Origin of the sequence: Caballeronia pedi, assembly GCF_001544915.2 — a bacterium.
In the GTDB taxonomy this organism is placed as follows: domain Bacteria; phylum Pseudomonadota; class Gammaproteobacteria; order Burkholderiales; family Burkholderiaceae; genus Caballeronia; species Caballeronia pedi.
Map to the genome: position 1 here is coordinate 70,424 of NZ_FCOE02000007.1, position 20,652 is coordinate 91,075.

At 65.8% G+C, this 20,652-nt stretch carries 16 protein-coding genes; 13 read left to right on the forward strand and 3 right to left on the reverse strand.

Annotated elements, in window-relative coordinates:
• Window positions 1-285 precede the first annotated feature (285 nt).
• The 4 genes from AWB80_RS12855 to AWB80_RS12870 all read left to right on the forward strand — a co-directional run bounded on the left by AWB80_RS12855 (window position 286) and on the right by AWB80_RS12870 (window position 5,264).
• On the forward strand, window positions 286-1,686 hold the full coding sequence (locus AWB80_RS12855) for a GntP family permease (protein ID WP_061175049.1): 1,401 nt from the start codon (window positions 286-288) through the stop codon (window positions 1,684-1,686).
• A 767-nt stretch (window positions 1,687-2,453) separates the two neighbouring features.
• The gene (locus AWB80_RS12860) at window positions 2,454-3,248 is read left to right on the forward strand and encodes a 3-hydroxybutyrate dehydrogenase (RefSeq protein ID WP_061175050.1); all 795 of its coding nucleotides are present in this window, start codon (window positions 2,454-2,456) and stop codon (window positions 3,246-3,248) included.
• A 155-nt stretch (window positions 3,249-3,403) separates the two neighbouring features.
• Entirely contained in the window at window positions 3,404-4,963 is a 1,560-nt protein-coding gene (locus tag AWB80_RS12865; RefSeq protein WP_061175051.1) for a methyl-accepting chemotaxis protein, read from the forward strand.
• A 67-nt stretch (window positions 4,964-5,030) separates the two neighbouring features.
• The gene (locus AWB80_RS12870; protein WP_061175052.1) at window positions 5,031-5,264 is read left to right on the forward strand and encodes a hypothetical protein; all 234 of its coding nucleotides are present in this window, start codon (window positions 5,031-5,033) and stop codon (window positions 5,262-5,264) included.
• A 10-nt stretch (window positions 5,265-5,274) separates the two neighbouring features.
• Here the strand turns inward: AWB80_RS12870 and AWB80_RS12875 are convergent, their stop codons facing one another.
• Complete coding sequence (locus tag AWB80_RS12875; RefSeq protein ID WP_061175053.1) at window positions 5,275-7,275, reverse strand: AI-2E family transporter; 2,001 nt, start codon at window positions 7,273-7,275, stop codon at window positions 5,275-5,277.
• A gap of 275 nt (window positions 7,276-7,550) precedes the next feature.
• Here AWB80_RS12875 and AWB80_RS12880 point away from each other — a divergent pair, with 275 nt between their 5' ends.
• Together AWB80_RS12880 and AWB80_RS12885 are read left to right on the forward strand one after the other, a co-directional pair.
• Window positions 7,551-7,733 (forward strand): DUF1289 domain-containing protein, encoded by a 183-nt coding sequence (locus tag AWB80_RS12880; RefSeq protein WP_061175054.1) that lies wholly within the window; start codon window positions 7,551-7,553, stop codon window positions 7,731-7,733.
• Between the two features lie 101 nt (window positions 7,734-7,834).
• The gene (locus AWB80_RS12885) at window positions 7,835-8,137 is read left to right on the forward strand and encodes a hypothetical protein (protein ID WP_061175055.1); all 303 of its coding nucleotides are present in this window, start codon (window positions 7,835-7,837) and stop codon (window positions 8,135-8,137) included.
• On the opposite strand, the gene AWB80_RS12890 is transcribed toward AWB80_RS12885, so the two are convergent.
• Window positions 8,124-9,047 carry a LysR family transcriptional regulator gene (locus tag AWB80_RS12890; protein WP_061175056.1) on the reverse strand — a complete coding sequence of 308 codons (924 nt, stop codon included), beginning with the start codon at window positions 9,045-9,047 and terminating at the stop codon, window positions 8,124-8,126. The genes AWB80_RS12885 and AWB80_RS12890 overlap by 14 nt on opposite strands.
• A gap of 129 nt (window positions 9,048-9,176) precedes the next feature.
• Here AWB80_RS12890 and AWB80_RS12895 point away from each other — a divergent pair, with 129 nt between their 5' ends.
• The 7 genes from AWB80_RS12895 (at window position 9,177) to zwf (ending at window position 18,651) form a co-directional block, all read left to right on the forward strand.
• Window positions 9,177-10,475, forward strand: a complete 1,299-nt coding sequence (locus AWB80_RS12895) for an MFS transporter (RefSeq protein ID WP_061175057.1) — start codon at window positions 9,177-9,179, stop codon at window positions 10,473-10,475.
• Window positions 10,476-10,589: 114 nt separating this feature from the next.
• Window positions 10,590-11,666: a porin gene (locus AWB80_RS12900; RefSeq protein ID WP_087131235.1), complete on the forward strand. Its 1,077-nt coding sequence runs from the start codon at window positions 10,590-10,592 to the stop codon at window positions 11,664-11,666.
• Window positions 11,667-11,703: 37 nt separating this feature from the next.
• Window positions 11,704-13,134, forward strand: a complete 1,431-nt coding sequence (locus AWB80_RS12905) for a M20 family metallopeptidase (protein WP_061175249.1) — start codon at window positions 11,704-11,706, stop codon at window positions 13,132-13,134.
• A gap of 135 nt (window positions 13,135-13,269) precedes the next feature.
• Window positions 13,270-13,890, forward strand: a complete 621-nt coding sequence (locus tag AWB80_RS12910; protein WP_061175059.1) for a glutathione S-transferase family protein — start codon at window positions 13,270-13,272, stop codon at window positions 13,888-13,890.
• 51 nt (window positions 13,891-13,941) lie between these two features.
• Window positions 13,942-16,029, forward strand: coding sequence for a 2Fe-2S iron-sulfur cluster-binding protein (locus AWB80_RS12915; protein ID WP_061175060.1), 2,088 nt, complete (start codon window positions 13,942-13,944; stop codon window positions 16,027-16,029).
• 71 nt (window positions 16,030-16,100) lie between these two features.
• The gene (locus tag AWB80_RS12920) at window positions 16,101-17,000 is read left to right on the forward strand and encodes a LysR family transcriptional regulator (RefSeq protein WP_061175061.1); all 900 of its coding nucleotides are present in this window, start codon (window positions 16,101-16,103) and stop codon (window positions 16,998-17,000) included.
• Between the two features lie 175 nt (window positions 17,001-17,175).
• Complete coding sequence (gene zwf / locus AWB80_RS12925; RefSeq protein ID WP_061175062.1) at window positions 17,176-18,651, forward strand: glucose-6-phosphate dehydrogenase; 1,476 nt, start codon at window positions 17,176-17,178, stop codon at window positions 18,649-18,651.
• Between the two features lie 683 nt (window positions 18,652-19,334).
• Here zwf and AWB80_RS12930 read toward each other — a convergent pair.
• The gene (locus AWB80_RS12930; protein WP_061175063.1) at window positions 19,335-20,633 is read right to left on the reverse strand and encodes an FUSC family protein; all 1,299 of its coding nucleotides are present in this window, start codon (window positions 20,631-20,633) and stop codon (window positions 19,335-19,337) included.
• Window positions 20,634-20,652 lie beyond the last annotated feature (19 nt).

Genomic DNA, 20,652 nt, shown 5'->3' on the forward strand with positions numbered 1-20,652 from the left:
TCTTTTTCGAGACCGAATATCTCAATTCTGAGACGCGCCGGATATCCGCATCTGCACTAGGTTGCAAAAGGGATTTGGGCACTTTCGCGCTAGCCGGATCGTCTCCATTTCGAGACATCCGGTTGAAACGTTTTAGTGGCATGATTGCCCGATGCCCGTCCGGCATGGGTTTCAGCGTGTTGGCACGGAACCTGCATTCCGCCCGCGCGGTGCGTACCCCGCGCCGAAGCGCTTCCAGAAGAAGCGCGCGAACGTTTCGAAGAACAAACCACTCCTGGAGACTCAATGTCGTTCCTCATCGTGCTCGCCGCCCTGGCGTTCCTGATGCTTGCCGCGTATCGCGGTTACAGCGTCATTCTTTTTGCGCCGATCGCGGCCCTCGCGGCGGTCCTGCTCACCGATCCCGCCGCCGTCGCGCCGGTCTTTTCCGGCATCTTCATGGAGAAGATGGTCGGCTTCGTGAAGCTCTACTTTCCCGTGTTCCTGCTCGGCGCGGTGTTCGGCAAGGTCATCGAACTGTCGGGCTTCTCCGAGTCGATCGTCGCCGCGGCCATTCGCTACATCGGCAAGTCGCGCGTGAATGCGGTGATCGTCGCGGTGTGCGCGCTGCTCACCTATGGCGGCGTGTCGCTGTTCGTCGTCGTGTTCGCGGTGTATCCGTTCGCGGCCGAGATGTATCGCCAGAGCAATATTCCGAAGCGCCTGATGCCGGGCGCGATCGCGCTGGGCGCGTTCTCATTCACGATGGATTCGCTGCCGGGCACGCCGCAGATCCAGAACATCATCCCGACGACGTTCTTCAAGACGACCGGCTGGGCCGCGCCGTGGCTCGGCGTGATCGGCTCGCTGTTCATCATCGTGGTGGGGCTGACGTTCCTCGAATGGCGCCGCCGCTCGGCGATGGCCAAGGGTGAGGGTTACGGCACGTCGCTCGTCAACGAGCCGGAGCGCGTCGAATCGACGTCGCTGCCGAATCCGTTGCTCGCGATCGCGCCGTTGATTCTCGTGGGCGTCGCGAATTTCGCGCTGACCAAGTGGATTCCGACGTGGTATGGCGCGAGCTATACGGTGCCGCCGGAAGTGCTGCCGGGCGTGCATGCGCCGGTTACGACTGCGGTCAAGACCGTGGTTGCGATCTGGGCGGTCGAAGGTGCGCTGTTGCTGGGCATCGTGCTCGTTTTGCTGACGGCGTTCTCGCGTGTGAAGGAGCGGTTTGCGGTGGGGACGCGTGCGGCTGTCGCGGGCGCGCTGCTCGCTGCGATGAACACGGCTTCCGAATATGGCTTCGGTGGCGTGATCGCGGCACTGCCGGGCTTTCTCGTGGTCAGCGATGCGCTGAAGAGCATTCCGAACCCGCTCGTCAATGCGGCCATTTCGGTCAGCGCGCTGGCGGGGATTACGGGCTCGGCGTCGGGCGGCATGAGTATCGCGCTGGCGGCGATGTCCGATACGTTCATCGCCGGTGCTCAGGCGGCGCATATTCCGCTTGAAGTCCTGCATCGGGTGGTGGCGATGGCTTCCGGCGGTATGGATACGTTGCCGCACAATGGCGCCGTCATTACGCTGCTCGCGGTGACCGGGCTTACGCACCGCGAATCGTACAAGGACATTTTCGCGGTGACGATCATCAAGACGTTGGCTGTGTTCTTCGTCATCACGGTCTATTACCTGACGGGCATCGTTTGACGCTTTTTTGCCGCTAGCCTTGTTTCTCGCCGGATCCCGTTTTCGTGTCGGTTGGTTAGCGTTGCCCCTGTGCGGGGCGGCACCTACTTTCTTTGCTGCTGCAAAGAAAGTAGGCAAAGAAAGCAGCTTTTCCCATCCGGAACGCTTCATGCCGGCCGCGGCACAGGCGATCGTTTCGGGCACAGCCGTAGCGAGTGCCCTCATAGGTCACCTCGGGCGTGGACCGCGCACGGTCTGACACGCTACTCGTTTCAGCGCGCTGGTTCAGCACGAAAGAGTTCCGGCACAGCGCTACGCGCTGCCGTTGGGTATGCAAGGGAAACCAGCGGGACGCACGCGCATTCCCGATTGAGCGGTCGGCCGCGCAGCGGGCCGGAGCTATTTCGTGCTGAACCAGTCTGTTCCGTGGTGCGATGTGGCAGACCGTGCGCGGTCCACGCCCGGTTAGACCTACGAGGGCACTCGCTACTGCTGTGCCCTAAGGGTTCGCCTGTGCCGCGGCCGGCTTGAAGCGTTCCGGATGGGGAAAGCTGCTTTCTTTGGTTACTTTCTTTGCAGCAGCAAAGAAAGTGACTGCCGCCCCGCACAGGGGCAACGCTTATAGACCAACGCGAAAACGGGATCCGGCGAGAAAAAAACCCATCGGCAACCCTAATTACGCGCCCACAACCGTCAAGCCAAACTCTCAACCAGAGCAAGACCAACCAAAACGCCGGGCCACGCAATGGCCTCAAGAAAACCCAAACCACTTGGAAAGAAAGCCGCCCATGACCCAACCCGCATCGAACCAATCGCTCACTGGAAAGACGGCACTCGTCACCGGCTCGACGAGCGGCATCGGCCTCGGCATCGCCACCGCGCTCGCACAGGCCGGCGCGAACCTCGTGCTCAACGGCTTCGGCGATGTCGACGCCGCCCTGAAGCAGATCGAAGCGACCGGCGCGAAAGCCGTGCACCACCCCGCCGACATGACCAAACCGCAAGAGATCGAAGCGATGATCGCCTTCGCGCATGAACAATTCGGCGCCGTCGATATCCTTGTGAACAACGCGGGCATCCAGCACGTCGCGACCATCGACGAATTCCCGGTCGATCGCTGGGACGCGATCATCGCCATCAATCTGAGCTCGGCGTTCCACACGATGCGCGTCGCGCTGCCGCAGATGCGCGCCCGCAACTGGGGCCGCGTGATCAACATCGCGTCGGTGCATGGGCTCGTCGGCTCGGCGGGCAAGTCGGCTTATGTCGCCGCGAAGCACGGCATTCTCGGCCTCACGAAAGTCGCTGCGCTCGAAAACGCCCGCACCGGCGTGACCGTCAACGCAATCTGCCCGGGCTTCGTGCTCACGCCGCTCGTGCAAAAGCAGATCGACGATCTCGCCGCGCGCGATTCGCTCACGCCCGACGCCGCCCGCACCAAGCTGCTCGGCGACAAGCAACCGTCCGCGCAGTTCGTGACGGCGCAGCAGATCGGCGACATGGCTGTATTCCTCTGCTCCGACGCCGCCAGCGAAATGCGCGGCTCGGCCCTGCAGATCGACGGGGGATGGAGCGCGCAGTAAGGCAGGCCGACTCTATCGGCGGCATTCCGCCGCACTTGAGCGTTTTGCTCGGATTCCCCTAAAGATCGTGGGGGTTTCGTCCGTTATGTCCTTGTAATTCGAAGCGCGCCGCCTGTCGATCAGGCGGCGCGCGCATCGACAGAGCCAAGGACATCATGCGCAACAACCAACCCGTCACCCAGCAAGCGTTCGAATTTCCCGCCTCGGAGATGCTCGTCTCCGCCACCGATCTCTCCGGCAACATCCAGTACTGCAATCCGGCGTTCGTGTCGGTGTCCGGCTTCTCGCGCGAGGAGCTGATCGGGCAGCCGCACAACATCATCCGGCACCCCGACATGCCGCGCGAGGCCTTCGCCGATCTCTGGGCGACGGTGCGCGCCGGCCGGCCGTGGACCGCGCTCGTCAAGAACCGCCGCAAGAACGGCGATCACTACTGGGTGCGCGCGAACGTCACGCCGGTGATGGAGCACGGCAAGGTCGTCGGCTATCTCTCGGTGCGCGTGAAGCCGACGCATGACGAAGTGCGCGAGGCGACCGCGCTCTATGCGCAGATGAAGGCCGGCCACGCATCGCACAAACTCGTGCGCGGCGCGCTCGTGAAGCATGGTCTCGCGGGCAGGCTCGCGGCGCTCGCGCACATGCCGGTGAGCGCGCGTCTCGGCACGGCGTTCGCCGCCGCGCCCGTCACCGCGTTGATCGCGGCGCTGGCCGGCTGGCGCGGCGCGCCGCCGCTGCCGTTCTGGATCGCGCTCGGCGTGAGTTCGGCCGTGAGTCTCGCGGGATGGATCGCGCTGTCGCGTCAGGTGGATGCCCCCGTGCGCACGATGTCCGGCTTCGCCGCGCGCATGGCCGCCGGCGATCTGACCGTCGACATGCCCGACGCGCGCCACGACGATCTCGGCGACGTGCAGCGCGCGCTCGGCCAGTTGAAGGCGAATCTCGCGGCGATCGTCTTCGACGTGCGCGGCCAGATCGGCGGCATGCTCGACGCCGCCAACGAGATTTCGAGCGGCAACACGGACCTGTCGCGCCGCACCGAAATGCAGGCCGCCTCGCTCGAACAGACCGCCGCGACGATGGATCAGCTCACCACGACCGTGCAAGGCAACGCCGACGCAACCGTGCGCGCGCTCGAACTCGTGAAGGAAGCGCAGGCCGCGGCCGACGACGGCGCGCGCATCGCGAGTCAGGTCGAGCAGACGATGGCGGGCATCACGGCGGCGTCGCGGCGCATCGCCGATATCACCGACGTCATCGACGGCATTGCGTTCCAGACCAATATCCTCGCCCTGAATGCGGCCGTCGAGGCGGCGCGGGCGGGCGAGGCGGGCCGCTCGTTCGCGGTGGTCGCGACCGAAGTGCGCAATCTGGCGCAGCGCTGCGCGGCTTCGGCTAAGGAAATCGAGGGCGTGGTGGCGACGAGCGTCGCGCAGATCGCGCAAGGCACGAGCCTCGTCACGCGCACGACGAGCCAGATGCGCGCGATCGACGAAGCGGTGAACCGCGTATCGACGATCATCATGGAAGTCGCGAAGGCGAGCGGCGAACAGGCCGACGGCATCGCGCAGGTGAATCAGGCGGTCGCCCATCTCGACGATTCGACCCAGCAGAACGCCGCGCTCGTCGAGCAGGCGGCGGCCACCGCCAAGCGCCTCGCGGAGCGCGCCGTCGTGCTCGATGAAGCCGTGCGGCTTTTCACCGTCGCGAAGGCCTGAACGCGCGCTGCCTGAAGTCACGCATCGCTTGGTACTATCGGAGCATTGCCCACAAGGAGTGTCTCCGATGACCGCTGAGAACAATCGCGCGGAAGAAGCGCGAGCGATGGAACGTATCGTCAACGCGACCCGCCAGGTTCAGTCCGCCTTCCTCGCGCTGCAGACGCAGTTTCCGCCCGAAGGCGACGGCCGCCCGTCGCAGATCGCGCTGCAGACCTTCGACGCCGCGCTCCAGGAACTCGAAGACGCGCAGGCGGCCTTCGACACCATGCTCAACGATCTGTTCGACGGCAACCGCTGAGCGCTTCGCCTCATGCGTTACGCAGTTCGGGCACGTTCTCGCCCGGGCCATTCAGCGCGGCTTCGGCGCCCGCGTCGCTGAGACCCGCCCACGGCACGCCGTCGGTGGACTGGCGTCGCGCGGCGGCCACGCAGGCGTCGACCAGCTCCTTGAACGACACCGCCGCCGAACTCGTTCGCACCAGCACTTCGCCTTGCAGCGGGCTTTCGGGAAACACCAGCCCGACGATCAGTTCCGCCGACGACGCCCTTTGATGCAGGCGTCGCAGCAGATTGCGCAGATACGGCGGCGACTCGGCCGCATCGAACGACACCACGCAGATGATCGACACACCCGCGAGATCCACTTCGCTGAAGCGTCCGCGCGAGAACCGCTCGTAGCCCGCGAGGTCCGCGTACAGGCCGTGCTTGCGAAAGAGCTGCACGGCGATGGTCGCCGCGAGATCGTCCAGTTCGCTGCGGCCCGCGATGCACAGCACCGACGCCGTATGCCCTTCCTGCTCGGCGTCGAAGCGCGCGGGCGGCGTTTCGTGCGCGAGGTTCGAGGCATCGTCGGGAGAATCGAGGCTGGCGGGCGGCGTGTCCCTGCGCTCGATGCTCACGGCGGTATCGTCGGCATCTTCCAGCCCTTCGATGATGTCGAGCGCCGATTCGTTGATGCGCCGCAACTGATCCGCCGTCACGACGCCGCGCAGCACGTCGTTGTGGGCGTAGCGCAGGCCTTCGAGCGCGACTTCGTCGTAATAGGCGATCAGCGAGCGCTCCTTGAGCAGCGTCTCGGCCTGCACCAGCGCTTCGTCGGGATCGTTCGCGAGCAGGCGCTGATAGAAGTTTTCGGCGGGCGTGAGCGCGGGCCGGTCGCCGAACAGCACATCGAGAAATTCGAGGCGGTCGACGTGACGGCCGAGAATCACGAGGCACAGCGTGAGCGGCGTCGAGAGCACGAGGCCGATCGGCCCCCAGATCCAGCTCCAGAAGATCGCCGCGACGATCACCGCGAACGGCGACAGGCCGGTGCTATGTCCGTACAGCAGCGGCTCGACGACCTGACCCGCGACGATATCCGTCACGCCGAACAGGACGATGGTCCACACGAGCATCGCCCAGCCGGGACCGACCGCCGCCGCGAACACGACCGCGATGATCGCCGCGATCCACGTCCCGACGTAAGGCACGAAACGCAGCAGCGCGGTCATCACGCCGAACAGCAGCGCGCCCGGCACGCCGATGATCGCGAGCCCGATCGAAATGATGATGCCCACACTCATGTTGATGCCGAGCTGCGCGAGGAAATAGCGCGACAGTCGCCGCGCGGCCTCGTCCATCGCGGTGGTGGCGCGATGCAGGTCGCGCGAGCCGAACAGCCGTATCAGGCGGTCGCGCAGATCCTCGCGCTGCAGGAGGATGAACACCGCGACCACGAGCACGATGCCGGTGGTTTCCAGCGGGCTGATGATGGGCGACAGAAAGCGCTGCGCCAGCTCCAGCGGCGTCGGCGTGGGCTCGTGCACTTCGACGGGCATCGGCTGATCGATCGGCGACGCGGCCGGATTGTCCTCGTTCTTCGGCTCCTGCTCGCGCGCGGGCGAAAGGCGCTTCAACGCACGCGATGCGCGGCCGAGAAACTCATCGGCGCGACCGACCGTCATGCGCTGCACGTTTTCGATCTTGCGCTCGACGGCGACCTGATACTTCGGCAGATCGCCCGCGAGCTGCGCGACCTGCGCGCCGATCAGCGCGCCGACCGCCGTCAGCACCGACAGCGCGATCACCACCGCGACCATCACCGACGGCACCTGACCGAGGCGCAGCCGCCGCAGGAAATCAACGAAAGGCGCGAGCAGAAAGCTCAGCAGAATCGCGAGGATGATCGGGATCATGACCGCGCGCCCGAAGTACAGCGCACATATGATGATGACGCCCGCCACCAGCGACGCCAGCGCGCGCACGCCGGGCGCTTCGGGCGGCAGGATCTTCGCGGGTGGCCGGCGCGGCCCGGGTGCTTGCGGCATGGGAACGGCTCGCTTTCGGTATGAGGCCGGCCGTGGCGCGGCCAGCTTTGTGTGCGGGGAGCAGGGACGCTCAAGCAAGGCGCGTGCCGTCGGGACAGCGTCCGTCGCCCATGAGGTGAGACTATTCGGGAGCCGAATTCTACTGCATTCGTTGCAAGGGTGAGTAAGTACGGGAGCGTTGACGGTCTATCGGCGCGATCGAAACTATCAGTTGGATGCGTGGGTACGGCCCATGCGACATTGACAATCGCCGCCGCACACTGGAAAAGGACATCATGGCAGTCGATTCACCCTGCATCAGTATCTGCAAGTTCGACGAGAAGACCGGCTTATGCATCGGCTGCCTGCGCACGAAGGACGAATGCAAGCAGTGGAAGAAGATGAAGGACAAGCATCGCGTGCGCATTATCGACGAGCGGCCGAAACGCAAGGCCAGGCTCAAGAAGCATAAGAAGTAGGCGGCGCGAACGAACAAACGCTGGACTGGTTGGCGAAAGGGTAATGGCGATTTTCGTTGCGCGCGCGGACTACACTGAATGAGACTTCGCAGGAGTCCGCCATGAAAGTGCCCCGTATCGCATTCGTTTTCGCCTCGGTCTTTGCCGCTACTTCGGCTCTCGCGCAGTTGCATCCGAGCGTCGAAACCGACATGTACGCGCCGCAGAACAGCACGAAGCTCATGCCGGACGCGCCGCTCGGCAGCCAGTATCCGACGCACGGCAACGCGCAGGCCGGCGAACTCAACCTCAATCCCAGCGATCCGCGCGCCCAGCTCGTCAACGGCCTGCCGAACAACGCGAGCAGCGGCGGCTATGGCTCGCCCCTCGCGGGCAACAAAGCGAACGTGACTAAGCCGGACTGAGCGCGGCCGCGCGGCTGCGGCGCTTCGCCAGCACGTCTTCGATGCACTCGACGAACCGTTCGGCCGATGCCGTCAGCACCGCGTCGCGCCGCGACAGCAGAAAGAGCCGGCGCGCGGGCGGCTGTTCGATGAGATCGAGCGTCTTCAGCTGCTCCAGCGCGTCCTCGCCGCGCAGCGCGAGGTGGGTCCACGACGTCACCACGTCGCTGTTGAGCGCGAGCCCGTAATACAGCGTCTGCGAGGCGCAGCGCGTCACGCGGCGCGGCGGCGGGAGGCCTGCGCGCTCGAACTGCGTCGCGAGAAGGGCGCGGAATTCGTCGGACGGGCCGGTGTGCAGCCACTCGGCGTCGCTCAGTTCGGCGAGCGAGGTCGCGTGCGCGAGCGCGCCGCGCCGGCTGACCGCGAACCACATCGGAAAAGTGGCCAGTTCCACGCAGCGCAATCCGGCGAAATCACGCGCATGCCTGCCCGACGCCAGCGCGAAATCCAGCGTGCCGTTTTTCAACTGCTCGACGAGTTGCGGCGGATCGAACTCGACGAATTCCAGCGCGACATCCGGCGACGCGGCCCGAAAACGCTGATACGCCGGCGGCAGCACGGTGAAGCCCGCGAGCGGCGTCATGCCGATCACGACGCGCCCCTGACGCGCGTCGCGCAGCCTGGCGAGTTCGTGCTCGGTGCGCTGCATCTCGTTGACGATCAGTTCCGCGCGCTGCAGCATCAGGCGGCCTTCGGTGGTGAGCGTGACGCCCGACGAACTGCGCGCGATCAGCGTCAGGCCGACTTCGTCCTCCAGGTCGCGCAGCGCGCGCGTCACGGCGGGCTGCGTCACGCACAAGAGGCGCGCGCCTTCGTGGATGGTCCCCGCGCGCGCGACCGCGACCAGCGCGCGCAACTGGTGAAGCTTCATGGTTCTGCGTCTCCGTCTGATAACCAGCGTTTATCAGCATAAGAATTTATGGTTATTCGAATTATAGGGGCGCGTCTATGATCGCCCGACGCTCATCGAAATCGAGCGAATGACAAGGAGACCTCAGTGATGCAAGACCTCACGCCCGCCCTCGGGACGGCCGCGCCCGCGCGCGAGCGCACATCCCGCTCCAGAGCGAAGACCATCGTCGCGACATCGGCTGGCAACGCGCTGGAGATGTTCGACTTTACCGTGTTCAGTTATTTCGCAGCCCTGATTGCGAAGAATTTCTTCCCCGTCGATTCCGAAGCCGGACCGATGCTGCTCGCGCTCGCGACCTTCGGCGTCGGCTTCGTGATGCGGCCGCTCGGCGGCATCCTGATCGGCGGTTACGCGGACCGGCACGGCCGCAAGGCGGCGCTCACCCTGACCATCGCGCTGATGATGATCGGCACCGCGATGATCGCGCTTACGCCCACTTACGCGCGGATCGGCATCGCGGCGCCGGTGTGCGTCGTGCTCGGGCGGCTGCTGCAGGGCCTGTCGGCGGGCGGCGAAATCGGAGCGGCGACCACTTTTCTGATGGAATCCGGCCCGCTGTCGCAGCGCGGCTTCATGGTGAGCTTTCAAATGATGAGCCAGGGCGTCGCCGCCCTGCTCGGCGCGCTGTCCGGCGCGCTGCTGTCGGCCGCGCTGCCGCCGGCGTCGCTCGAAGCGTGGGGCTGGCGCCTGCCGTTTCTGTTCGGCCTGCTGCTCGGGCCGGTCGGCCTGTATATCCGCCGCCATCTCGACGAAACGCACGAGCCGCGCGCACGGGAAAAAAGCGCGCTGCGCGAAGTGCTGACCGCGCATCTCGGCCGGCTGCTGCTCGGCGTGATGATGATCGTCGGACCGACGTCGATGCTCTACATCATGGTCTTCTACATGCCGGGTTACGCGGTGCGCGAGCTGCATCTGCCGGTCGCGACATCGTTTCTCGCTGGCTGCGCGTCCGGTCTCACGATGCTCGTCGCTGCGCTCGCCGCCGGGCTCTTCATCATCGACCGTCTGCCGCGGCGCAAGCCGCTCGTGTTCGGCACCTCGTTCGCATCGCTGCTGTGCGTGGTGCCGGCGTTCAAGACGCTCCTGACGATGCCATCGATTCCAGTGCTGATCGTGATCGTGGTGCTGGTGATGGGGCTCGCGACGCTCGGCACGTCGTCGTTCTTCCTGCTCATCATGGAAGGCTTTCCGCAGCACGTGCGCGCCACCGCGCTCGCGATGATTTACAGCTTCGGCGTGACCATCTTCGGCGGCTTCGCGCAGTTCAACGTGACGTGGCTGCTGCATCGCACCGGCGACCCGATGACGCCCGCGTGGTATCTGCTCGTCGCCGGCGTCGTGAGCCTCCTCGCGATCTGGCGTTTCCCCGAGCGGCGCGTCGAGTAGACGCCGCTTTCCTTCGCGCTTTTCTCCCACATCGCGATTCGCCGCAAGGCGGATCGTGGCGGGCGCGCGCGTCCGCCGCGATCCCGCCGGCACACTCAAACAAGAACACGAGACATGCATTTCACGACTTTCCACGCAGCGCGCATGGTTTGCGCGCTCGGCTTCATCGGCGCCAGCGCGTGCGCCCCGTCCGCTTTTGCGTCGATGACGCTCTACGGCGCCGTCGACAGCTTTCTCCAGTACTCGAACAACAGCGGCGATACGGCGTGGCGCCTGCAGAGCGGCGGCGCGTCGACCTCGCGCTGGGGCATCACCGGCAGCGAGGATCTCGGCGGCGGCGTCTATTCCGGCTTCCGGCTGGAAAGCGGCATCAACCTGATGAACGGCCAGCAGCAAAGCGCGACCTCGATCTACAACCGCGAAGCGAACGTATGGCTCGGCGCGCAGCGCTTCGGCACGATCAAGCTCGGCAAGCAATATCCGGCGATTCCGCCCGAAGGCGCCGATCCGTTCTATGCGGTCGGCATGCTCTCGCCGTGGGCGAGCAGCGTGCTCGCGGTGTCCGATCTCGGGCCGGGCGCGGCGACCGTGCAGGCGCGCACCGACAACGCCATCAGCTACGAAACGCCGATCTGGTCCGGCTTCAGCGCGAAGGTGCTGTACGCGCTGCGCAATGCGGCGGGCGCAAGTCCGGTCGCGCGCAACGCGGGCGGGATCGTCAATTACGCGAACGGGCCGCTCGCGTTCAACGTCGCCTACAACGCCGTGTGGACCGATACGCCGCACGGCCCGGCGGCCAGCACGCCCGACGGCCCGCGCACCGACATCGTGATGGCCGACGTGCTGTACGACTTCGGCGCGCTCGCGGCCTCGGCCACCTACACGCTCACGCGGCCCACCGCGCCGAACACGTATGTCGCGGCGGTCTATTCGCTCGGCGCGGTGTGGACCCACGGCCCGCACGTGATTCGCGCGGGCGCGGTGTATCGCAACGTCGCGGGCCGCGAGGACAGCGCGTTCGGCGCGCTCGTCGGCTACGACTACCAGTTTTCGAAACTGACGGGCGTCTATGCGCGCGTCGGCGGCTTTCGCAATCAGGGACGCTCGCAACTTTCCTTCGGCTCCGATCCGCTCGCCGCGCCAGGCGTGAATCCGTTCGTCGTCGCGCTCGGGCTGCGCAAGAAGTTCTGACTTTCCTTTCCCTTTCGACATGGAGACATCGACCGACATGACCCACATCGCCACCGCGTACATCGACGAACACGCGACGCGCTATATCGCGCTCGCCGATTCCATCTGGCAGCTCGCGGAATTGCGCTACGAGGAAACCGCGTCCGCGCGCCTGCATATCGATGCGCTCGAAGCGGCCGGCTTTCGCGTGACGCGCGGCGTCGCTGGCATTCCGACCGCGTTCGTCGCGCAATGGGGCGAAAGCGGCCCGGTCATCGCGATACTCGGTGAATACGATGCGCTCTCCGGCATGAGCCAGGAAGCCGGCGCGCTGCAATGCCGGCCGGCGGACGACATCGCCAACGGCAACGGTCACGGCTGCGGGCATCATCTACTGGGCACGGCGTCGCATCTGGCGGCGGTGGCGGTGGCCGCGCAACTGAAGCAGAGCGGTCAACGGGGCACGGTGCGCTTCTACGGCTGCCCGGCGGAGGAAGGCGGCTCCGGCAAGACCTTCATGGCGCGCGCAGGCCTCTTCGACGACGTCGATGTCGCGCTGTGCTGGCATCCCGCCTCGCATACGGGCGTGTTCGCGGCCAGTTCGCTCGCCAACATCCAGGCGTATTTCCGCTTTCACGGCAAGGCGTCGCACGCGGCGGCGTCGCCGCATCTGGGCCGCAGCGCGCTCGATGCGGTCGAGCTGATGAACGTCGGCGTGAACTATCTGCGCGAGCACATGCTGCCCGAGGCGCGCGTGCATTACGCGGTGACCAATACCGGCGGGCTGTCGCCGAACGTCGTCCAAGCGAACGCCGAAGTGCTGTATCTCGTGCGCGCCCCGCGCAACGATCAGGCCGCCGACCTGTACGCACGCGTCTGCGACGTGGCGCGCGGCGCGGCACTGATGACGGGCTGCCGCGTCGAGATCGTGTTCGACAAGGCGTGCTCGAACCTGCTGCAGAATGCGGTGCTCAATCGCGTCGTGGACCGGCATCTGCATGCGTTCGGCGCGCCGTCCTACAGCGCCGACGAAACCGCGTTCGCGCGCCGCCTGCAAGCGGACACGCTGACCGACGACGATATCGAAAGCGCGTCGCGCTCCCTGTCGCATGCATGGCGCAATCCGGCGCCGCTGTTCGATCGCATCGATGCCTACGAGCCGGGCAACGAAAAGCCGCTCTACGGCTCGACCGATGTCGGCGACGTGAGCTGGGTCACGCCGACCGCGCAATGTTTCGTCAGTTGTTTCGCGTTCGGCACGCCGTTCCATTCGTGGCAGCTCGTCGCGCAGGGCAAGACGTCGCTCGCGCACAAGGGCATGCTGCTCGCGGCGAAGACGCTCGCGGCGTCCGCGCTGGAGCTGATCGCGACGCCCGCGCTCATCGACGAAGCCAGGGCGGAGCTGATCGAACGCCGTCACGGCAAACCGTACGTCTGCCCGATTCCGCCCGAGGTGCCGCTGCCGTTCATGCGCAATCGAGCATCGTAGATAAACGCGTCACTGTTCTCGCATCGAGAACAGTGATTTGAATTTGCCTGCCATTCTCCTTCTTCGCGCAAGAACCCATACTTGATTCACAGGACGGGATTTCTCCCGGCCGCCAACCGAATCAGGGAACCTGCCGTGAAGATCTACTACCATCCGCTGTCCGGCCATTCGCACCGCGCGCGTCTTTTCCTCAATCTGCTTTCCATCGAGCACGAGGACGTGTTCGTCGACCTCGCCGCCGCCGCGCACAAGACGCCCGAGTACCTGAAACTGAACCGCTTCGGCCAGCTTCCGGTGCTCGTGGACGGCGAGACGGTCGTCCCCGATTCGAACGCGATTCTCGTCTATCTCGCGAAGAAATCCGGCGCTGCGAAGTGGCTGCCCGACACGCCCGCAGAAGCCGCCGCCGTGCAGCGCTGGCTCTCGGTCGCGGCGGGGCAGATCGCGTTCGGACCGGCCGCCGCGCGCCTCATCACCGTGTTCGGCGCGAAATTCGACGCGGACGAAGTCATCGCCCGCGCGCATAACGTGCTGAAAGTGATCGACGCGGAACTGGCGAACCGCGAGTGGATCGCGGATATCGGCGCAGCGCATCCGACCATCGCGGATGTCGCGCTCTACAGCTACATTGCGAGCGCGCCCGAAGGCAACGTCGATCTCTCCGCTTACGCGAACGTGAATGCGTGGCTCAAGCGCGTCGAGGCGCTGCCCGGTTTCCTTCCGTTTCAAAAGACGGCCGCGGGTCTCGCGGCGTAAAGTGAGCGCGGCGGCCCCGCCGCCGCGCCTGACTCGAAGAGGCATACGATCATGTCCACTTCCGTGCTGCCGAACACAGCCCCCGTCGCCACGCCTTCGCCGTGGCATCGCGGTGAAATCGCCATCCAGAAAGCCTTCGGCGCATACGAGCGCATGGACGGCGTCGGGCGGCGCGTCGTGCGCGATTACATGCCGGACCAGCATCGCCAGTTCTTCGCGCAGTTGCCGTTCATCGTGGCGGGCGCGGTCGACGAACACGGCGATCCGTGGGCGACGCTCGTCGCCGGGCATCCCGGCTTCATGCGCACGCCCGACGCGAAAACGCTGTCGATCAGCCGCGCTCGCGATCCGCTCGATCCCGCCGACGCCGGCATGGACGACGGCGCATCGATCGGGCTGCTCGGCATCGAGTTGCACACGCGGCGGCGCAACCGCATGAACGGCGTGATCAGCCGCGACGGCGCGAACGTGGATTTCGCCGTGGCCGTCGAGCAGAGTTACGGCAATTGCCCGCAGTACATCCAGTTGCGCGATTTCGAGTTCGTGCGCGATCCGGCCACGCCTTCGCCCGTGCAGCCGGTCCTGCTCGACGCGCTTTCGCCGCGCGCCACGGCGATGATCACGGGCGCGGACGCGTTCTTCGTCGCGTCGTATTTCGATCGCGAGGACGGGCATCGGCAAGTGGACGTGTCGCATCGCGGCGGCAAGCCGGGCTTCGTGCGTCTCGCGGACGACGGCTCGTTCACCATTCCCGATTTCGCGGGCAATCTGTTCTTCAACACGCTCGGCAATATTCTCGTCAATGGCCGCGCGGGCCTCGTGTTCGCCGACTTCGAAAGCGGCGACCTGCTGCAACTCGCGGGCGACGCCGAAGTGCTGCTCGATTCGCCCGAAACCGCCGCGTTCCAGGGCGCGGAGCGGCTGTGGCGCTTCACGCCGCGCCGCATCGTGTATCGCGCGGAAGCGCTGCCGATACGGTGGAAGGCGCGCGGCGACGGCGCATCGCCCAATTCGCTGATGACCGGCGACTGGGCGCAAGTGGCCGAGCGCCTCAAGGCCGCCGCACTCGCCAACGTGTGGCGCACGTTCCGCGTGAGCAAGATCGTCGATGAAAGCGATACGATCCGCTCCTTCCATCTCGAACCCGCCGACGGCGCGGGCATCGTGCCGCATCTGGCCGGCCAGCATCTGCCGATTCGCGTGACGCTGCCGGGCGAAGCGAAGCCGGTGATTCGCACCTACACGCTGTCGGTCGCGCCGTCGGACGGTCTGTACCGGATCAGCGTGAAGCGCGGCGGACGCGTGTCCGCGCATCTGCACGACACCTTGCGAGTCGGCGGCGTCATCGAAGCGCGCGCGCCCGCGGGCGACTTCACGATCGATGCGCTCGAGCGGCGTCCTGCCGTGCTGATGGCGGCGGGCGTCGGCGTCACGCCGATGCTCGCGATGCTGCGGCACATCGTCTACGAAGGCCTGCGCAAGCGTCGCGTGCGGCCGGTCTGGATGATCGTGTCGGCGCATTCGCTCGCAAACCGCGCGTTCACGCGGGAAATCGACGCGCTCGAGCAAAGCGCGGGCGGCGCGGTCAACGTGATCCGCGTGCTGAGCGACACGGAGGGGGCGAGCCTCACGCGCGATTACGACGCATCGGGGCGCATCGACATCGATCTGCTGACGAGCCGCCTGCCTTTCAACGACTACGACTTCTATCTGTGCGGGCCGGGCGCGTTCATGCAGACGCTCTACGATGGCCTGCGCGCGCTCAACGTCGCCGATACGCGCATTCATGCGGAAGCGTTCGGGCCGTCGGCGCTGAAACGCACGGCGGATCGCGGCGCGGACGTCAAGCCGATGCGCCCGGCCGCGACCGAACCGGTGAAAGTAAGCTTTGTGAAGTCGGTCAAAGACGCGCAATGGAAACCGGGCGGCGGCACGTTGCTGGAACTCGCGGAAGCGAGCGGCCTCGCGCCGGAGTTCAATTGCCGGGGCGGCACCTGCGGCACATGCCGCACGCGCATCGTGCAGGGCGCGGTGTCGTATGAAAGCGAGCCGGCGTTCCATGTCGGCGACCATGAAGCGTTGATCTGCTGCGCGATGCCCGCCGCCGAAGAAGGAGACACGCTCAAGCTGGATCTTTAACGATTGTGCCCCGCGCGCATATCCCCGAGAATGCACGGCATCCTTCAAGCCCGCGTGCCTCGTGCTTTCTCATGGACCGTTTACAGGCAATGACGACCTTCGTCACGGTGGTCGAAACCGGCGGCTTCGCCTCGGCCGCGCGCAAGCTCGACGTCTCGCCTTCCGTCGTGAGCCGCGTCGTGACTGAGCTGGAAGAACACCTCGGCGTGCGCCTGCTCACGCGCACGACGCGCGTCGTGCGCCTCACCGACACCGGCAGCGGCTATTTCGAGGACTGCCGCCGCATCCTCGGCGAAATCGACTCCGCCGAACTCTCCGCGACGGGCACGCACTCGTCCCCGCGCGGCCTGCTTTCGATCACCGCGCCGGTGATGTTCGGCAGGCTGCACGTCACGCCGATCGTGCTCGACTATCTCCAGCGCTATCCCGAAGCCGATGCGAACTGCTGGTTCGTCGACCGCGTCGTCAATCTTGTCGACGAGGGCATCGACGTGGCGGTGCGGATCGCGCAACTGCCGGATTCATCGTTGCAGGCGATCAGTGTCGGGCGCGTGCGGCGCGTGCTGTGCGCGTCGCCCGCGTATCTCGCGAAGCACGGCACCCCGCGTCATCCCGACGATCTCGCCGCGCATGTCGTGATTGCGTCGACGGGCTCGTCGACGCCGCCGGAATGGCGGCTGCATGACGGCGAGCGGCAGATTCTCGTGCGCAACCATGCGCGCTTCACGACGACCACCAACGATTCGGCCATCGCCGCCGCGCTCGCGGATTTCGGCATCGCGCGGCTGATGTCGTATCAGATCGCGCAGCATGTGAACGAGGGAAGTCTCGTCATCGTGCTGCCCGAATTCGAGCCGCCGCCCTTGCCGATCCATCTCGTGCATCGCGAAGGACGCCATGTCACGCAGAAGGTGCGCGCGTTTCTCGACCTCGCCGTGACCACTCTGCGCGCCGATGAATCGTTGCGCTGAAACGCGCTAAACATACGCGCTGTCGGTGACATTTCGTCCATCGTCCGTCGAATCGAACGTCCGTTAGCACGACTGCCGTGCAAAATGCCGGCAAAACATGCAACATAGCTGTCTCGAACGATCGCACCGATCGCCGCGCTTTCGGCTTTCCTGAACCTTTACCGGCTCACGCACCATGACGAATCCAACTTCTCCCTCGAATGAACGCCCGCTCGACATGATCATCTTCGGCGGCGGCGGAGACCTGGCGGCGCGCAAGCTGCTGCCCGCGCTCTACATGGCGCACATGCACTGCAACCTGCCCGCCGACACGCGCATTCTCGCGATCGGCCGCAAGGACTGGGCGCGCGAGGATTACCTGAAAAACTTCATGGAAGAACAGGCGCGCCCGTTCATCGACGCCAAGGCGTTCGATGCGCAGTCGTGGGACAAATTCCTCGCGCTGTTCGACTACGTGCGGGTCGATGTCGAAAACCCGTCCGACTTCCAGCGTCTCGCGCAGGCCGTGCGGCCCGGCTCGCAGCGCGTGCTGTATCTGTCGACGTCGCCGGAACTGTTCGTCACCATCTGCGAGAACCTCGACAACGCCGGCATTCTCGACGACCACGCGCGCGTGGTGCTGGAAAAGCCGCTCGGTCACGATCTCGCTTCCGCGCGCGCGATCAACGATGCGGTCGGCAAGCACTTCAAGGAAGAGCAGATTTATCGCATCGACCATTATCTCGGCAAGGAAACCGTGCAGAACCTGATGGTGCTGCGCTTCGGCAACGCGATCTTCGGGCCGCTGTGGCAGGCGCCGTATATCAAGAGCGTGCAGATCACGGTGTCGGAGACGGTTGGCGTCGGCAGCCGCGCGGGCTTCTACGATCACACCGGCGCATTGCGCGACATGGTGCAGAACCACTTGCTGCAACTGCTGTGCATCGTCGCGATGGAGCCGCCCGTATCGCTCGATCCCGACGCCGTGCGCGACGAGAAGCTGAAGGTGCTGAAGTCGCTGCGGCCGATGACCGTCGCCGATACCGCGCGCGATACCGTGCGCGGCCAGTACACGGCGGGTGCGGTGGGCGGCGAGGCGGTGAAGGGCTATCTCGAAGAGCAGAACGTGCCGGCCGACAGCCGCGCGGAAACCTTCGTCGCGTTGCGCGCGCATATCAACAACTGGCGCTGGGCCAATGTGCCGTTCTTCCTGCGCACGGGCAAGCGCATGCAGAACCGTCGCTCGGAGATCGTCATCGACTTCGCGGACCTGCCGTTCTCGATCATTCCGGACGGCCCGCGTCACTACGGCAACCGGCTCACCATCACGCTGCAGCCGGAAGAATCCATTCAGCTTCAGATGATGGCGAAGGAACCGGGCAGCGGCATGCACATGCAGCCGGTCACGCTCAATCTCGATCTCCAGCAGGCGATGACGCAGCGGCGCGCCGAGGCGTATGAGCGCTTGTTGATCGATGTGATTCGCGGCAGGCTCACGCACTTCATGCGGCGCGATGAACTGGAAGCGGCGTGGACGTGGGTCGAACCGATCCTCAATGGCTGGAAGGAACTGGGCGATCGGCCGCGTGGGTATACGGCGGGGACGTTCGGGCCGGCGGCGTCGAGCGCGCTGATGGCGCGGGAGAATCAGGCTTGGGCGGAGGAGGCTTGAGGGCTTGGGCGCCGTGGGCCGGCGCGTCGGAGTGTGCTGTTGTTGAGGGATGCAAAGTTGCTTGATTGACTTTCGCCGGATCCCGTTTTCGAGTCGGTCGGTTAGCGTTGCCCCTGTGCGGGGCGGCACCTACTTTCTTTGCTGCTGCAAAGAAAGTAGGCAAAGAAAGCAGCTTTTCCCATCCGGAACGCTTCATGCCGGCCGCGGCACAGGCGATCGTTTCGGGCACAGCCGTAGCGAGTGCCCTCATAGGTCACCTCGGGCGTGGACCGCGCACGGTCTGACAAGCTAGTCGTTTCAGCGCGCTGGTTCAGCACGGAAGAGTTCCGGCACAGCGCTACGCGCTGCCGTGGGGTATGCAAGGGAAACCAGCGGGACGCACGCGCATTCCCGATTGACCGGTCGGCCGCGAAGCGGGCTGGAGCCATTTCGTGCTGAACCAGGCACGCTCGCGGCGCGATGAGTCAGACCGTGCGCGGTCCACGCCCGGTTAGACCTACGAGGGCACTCGCTACGGCTGTGCCCTAAGGGTTCGCCTGTGCCGCGGCCGGCTTGAAGCGTTCAGGATGGGGAAAGCTGCTTTCTTTGGTTACTTTCTTTGCAGCAGCAAAGAAAGTGACTGCCGCCCCGCACAGGGGCAACGCTTATAGACCAACGCGAAAACGGGATCCGGCGACAAACCCTCACCGAAATCCGCCAGACATTGCCTTCGTTCCCTTGCGCCTCTCCCACCCCGCCCCCACCGCCATCACCCCCGACAACACCACGATCCCGCCCAGAATCCCCGCAAGCCTCATCGCCGCCGGCATCGGATCCGACGACCAATGATGATCCTGCACGAACACCATGATGAACGCGATGCCGAACTGCCGACCGACATAGCTCGCGCCTTGCGCACCCGTCTGCACGTGACAGCCCATCCACACGCCCGCGCACAGCGCGAACATGCAGGCGAGCGCGTTCTCGCCGAGCACGGGCAGTAGCGCAAGACTCACCGCCCCCGCCAGCAGACAACCGATGAACCGCTGCACCATGCGCTCGGCGACAGGCTTGTGCGTCGGCTTGCCGAGCGCCGATGCAGGCAGGATCAGCACGGCGACCGCCGTCACCATCGCCTGCGCGAAACCCGGCAGATTCCACGTGTAGGCGAGCGCCGCCAGAATCATCACCGACCACGCGGCCTGCCACGCGAGGCGTTTGCGCATCGCGAGCGCGGTCTGCTCGGCGCGCGCGATATGCATCGCATCGAGCGCCTGCACGGCCTGCGCGGCATCGGAAGGAATCACGGTGACGGTCTGCGCGTTGACGCCGTCGACGCGATCGACTGTAGATGCCGCCTGCGCGCGCGGCACCGGCGGCGTCCCGCGCGACTTCCGGTAGTGCTGCACGCCCGCATGAAACAGCGCCGACACGGCCACGCACGCCACCGTCCCGACGATCACCTCCGCCACGCGCAGCAGCGCGAACGACGCCGTCGCCGCCGCCGACACCAGCCGATGCGCCTCGAACGTCACCATCAGCGCCGTCACCGCGCCGAGCACCCACGCGTAGCCCGCGTCGGACACGAGCGCGCGATACACCGACACCCCAACGATCACGCCGAGCAGCGGCACGAAAAGCCACGGCATGTCGCCGATCACCGGCCCCGCCACCGCGCCGATGAGCGCCCCCGCCACCGTGCCGACGACGCGCTGCACGCCGCGCTGCGCGCACGCCGAGAACTTCGATTGCATGACGGCAAAGCCGCTGATCGCCGCCCACCAGATGTTGCTCAGGTGGAACGCATAGGCGAGCGCCACGGCGAGCCCGACCGACAGCATCGCCTGGGTGGCGAAGAGCGCGCGCGCCGGCGTCGGTCTGATGGCGATGAGTTCCCGCCCGAGCGCGGTGAACGCATCGCGGATGATGTGGACGAGCGAGCCCAGCGCCGCGGCGCTTTCGTGCTGAAGGGGATGAGCGTGGCGCGGGGAATCGGTGGGCATCGTTCTGGCGATTGTTCAG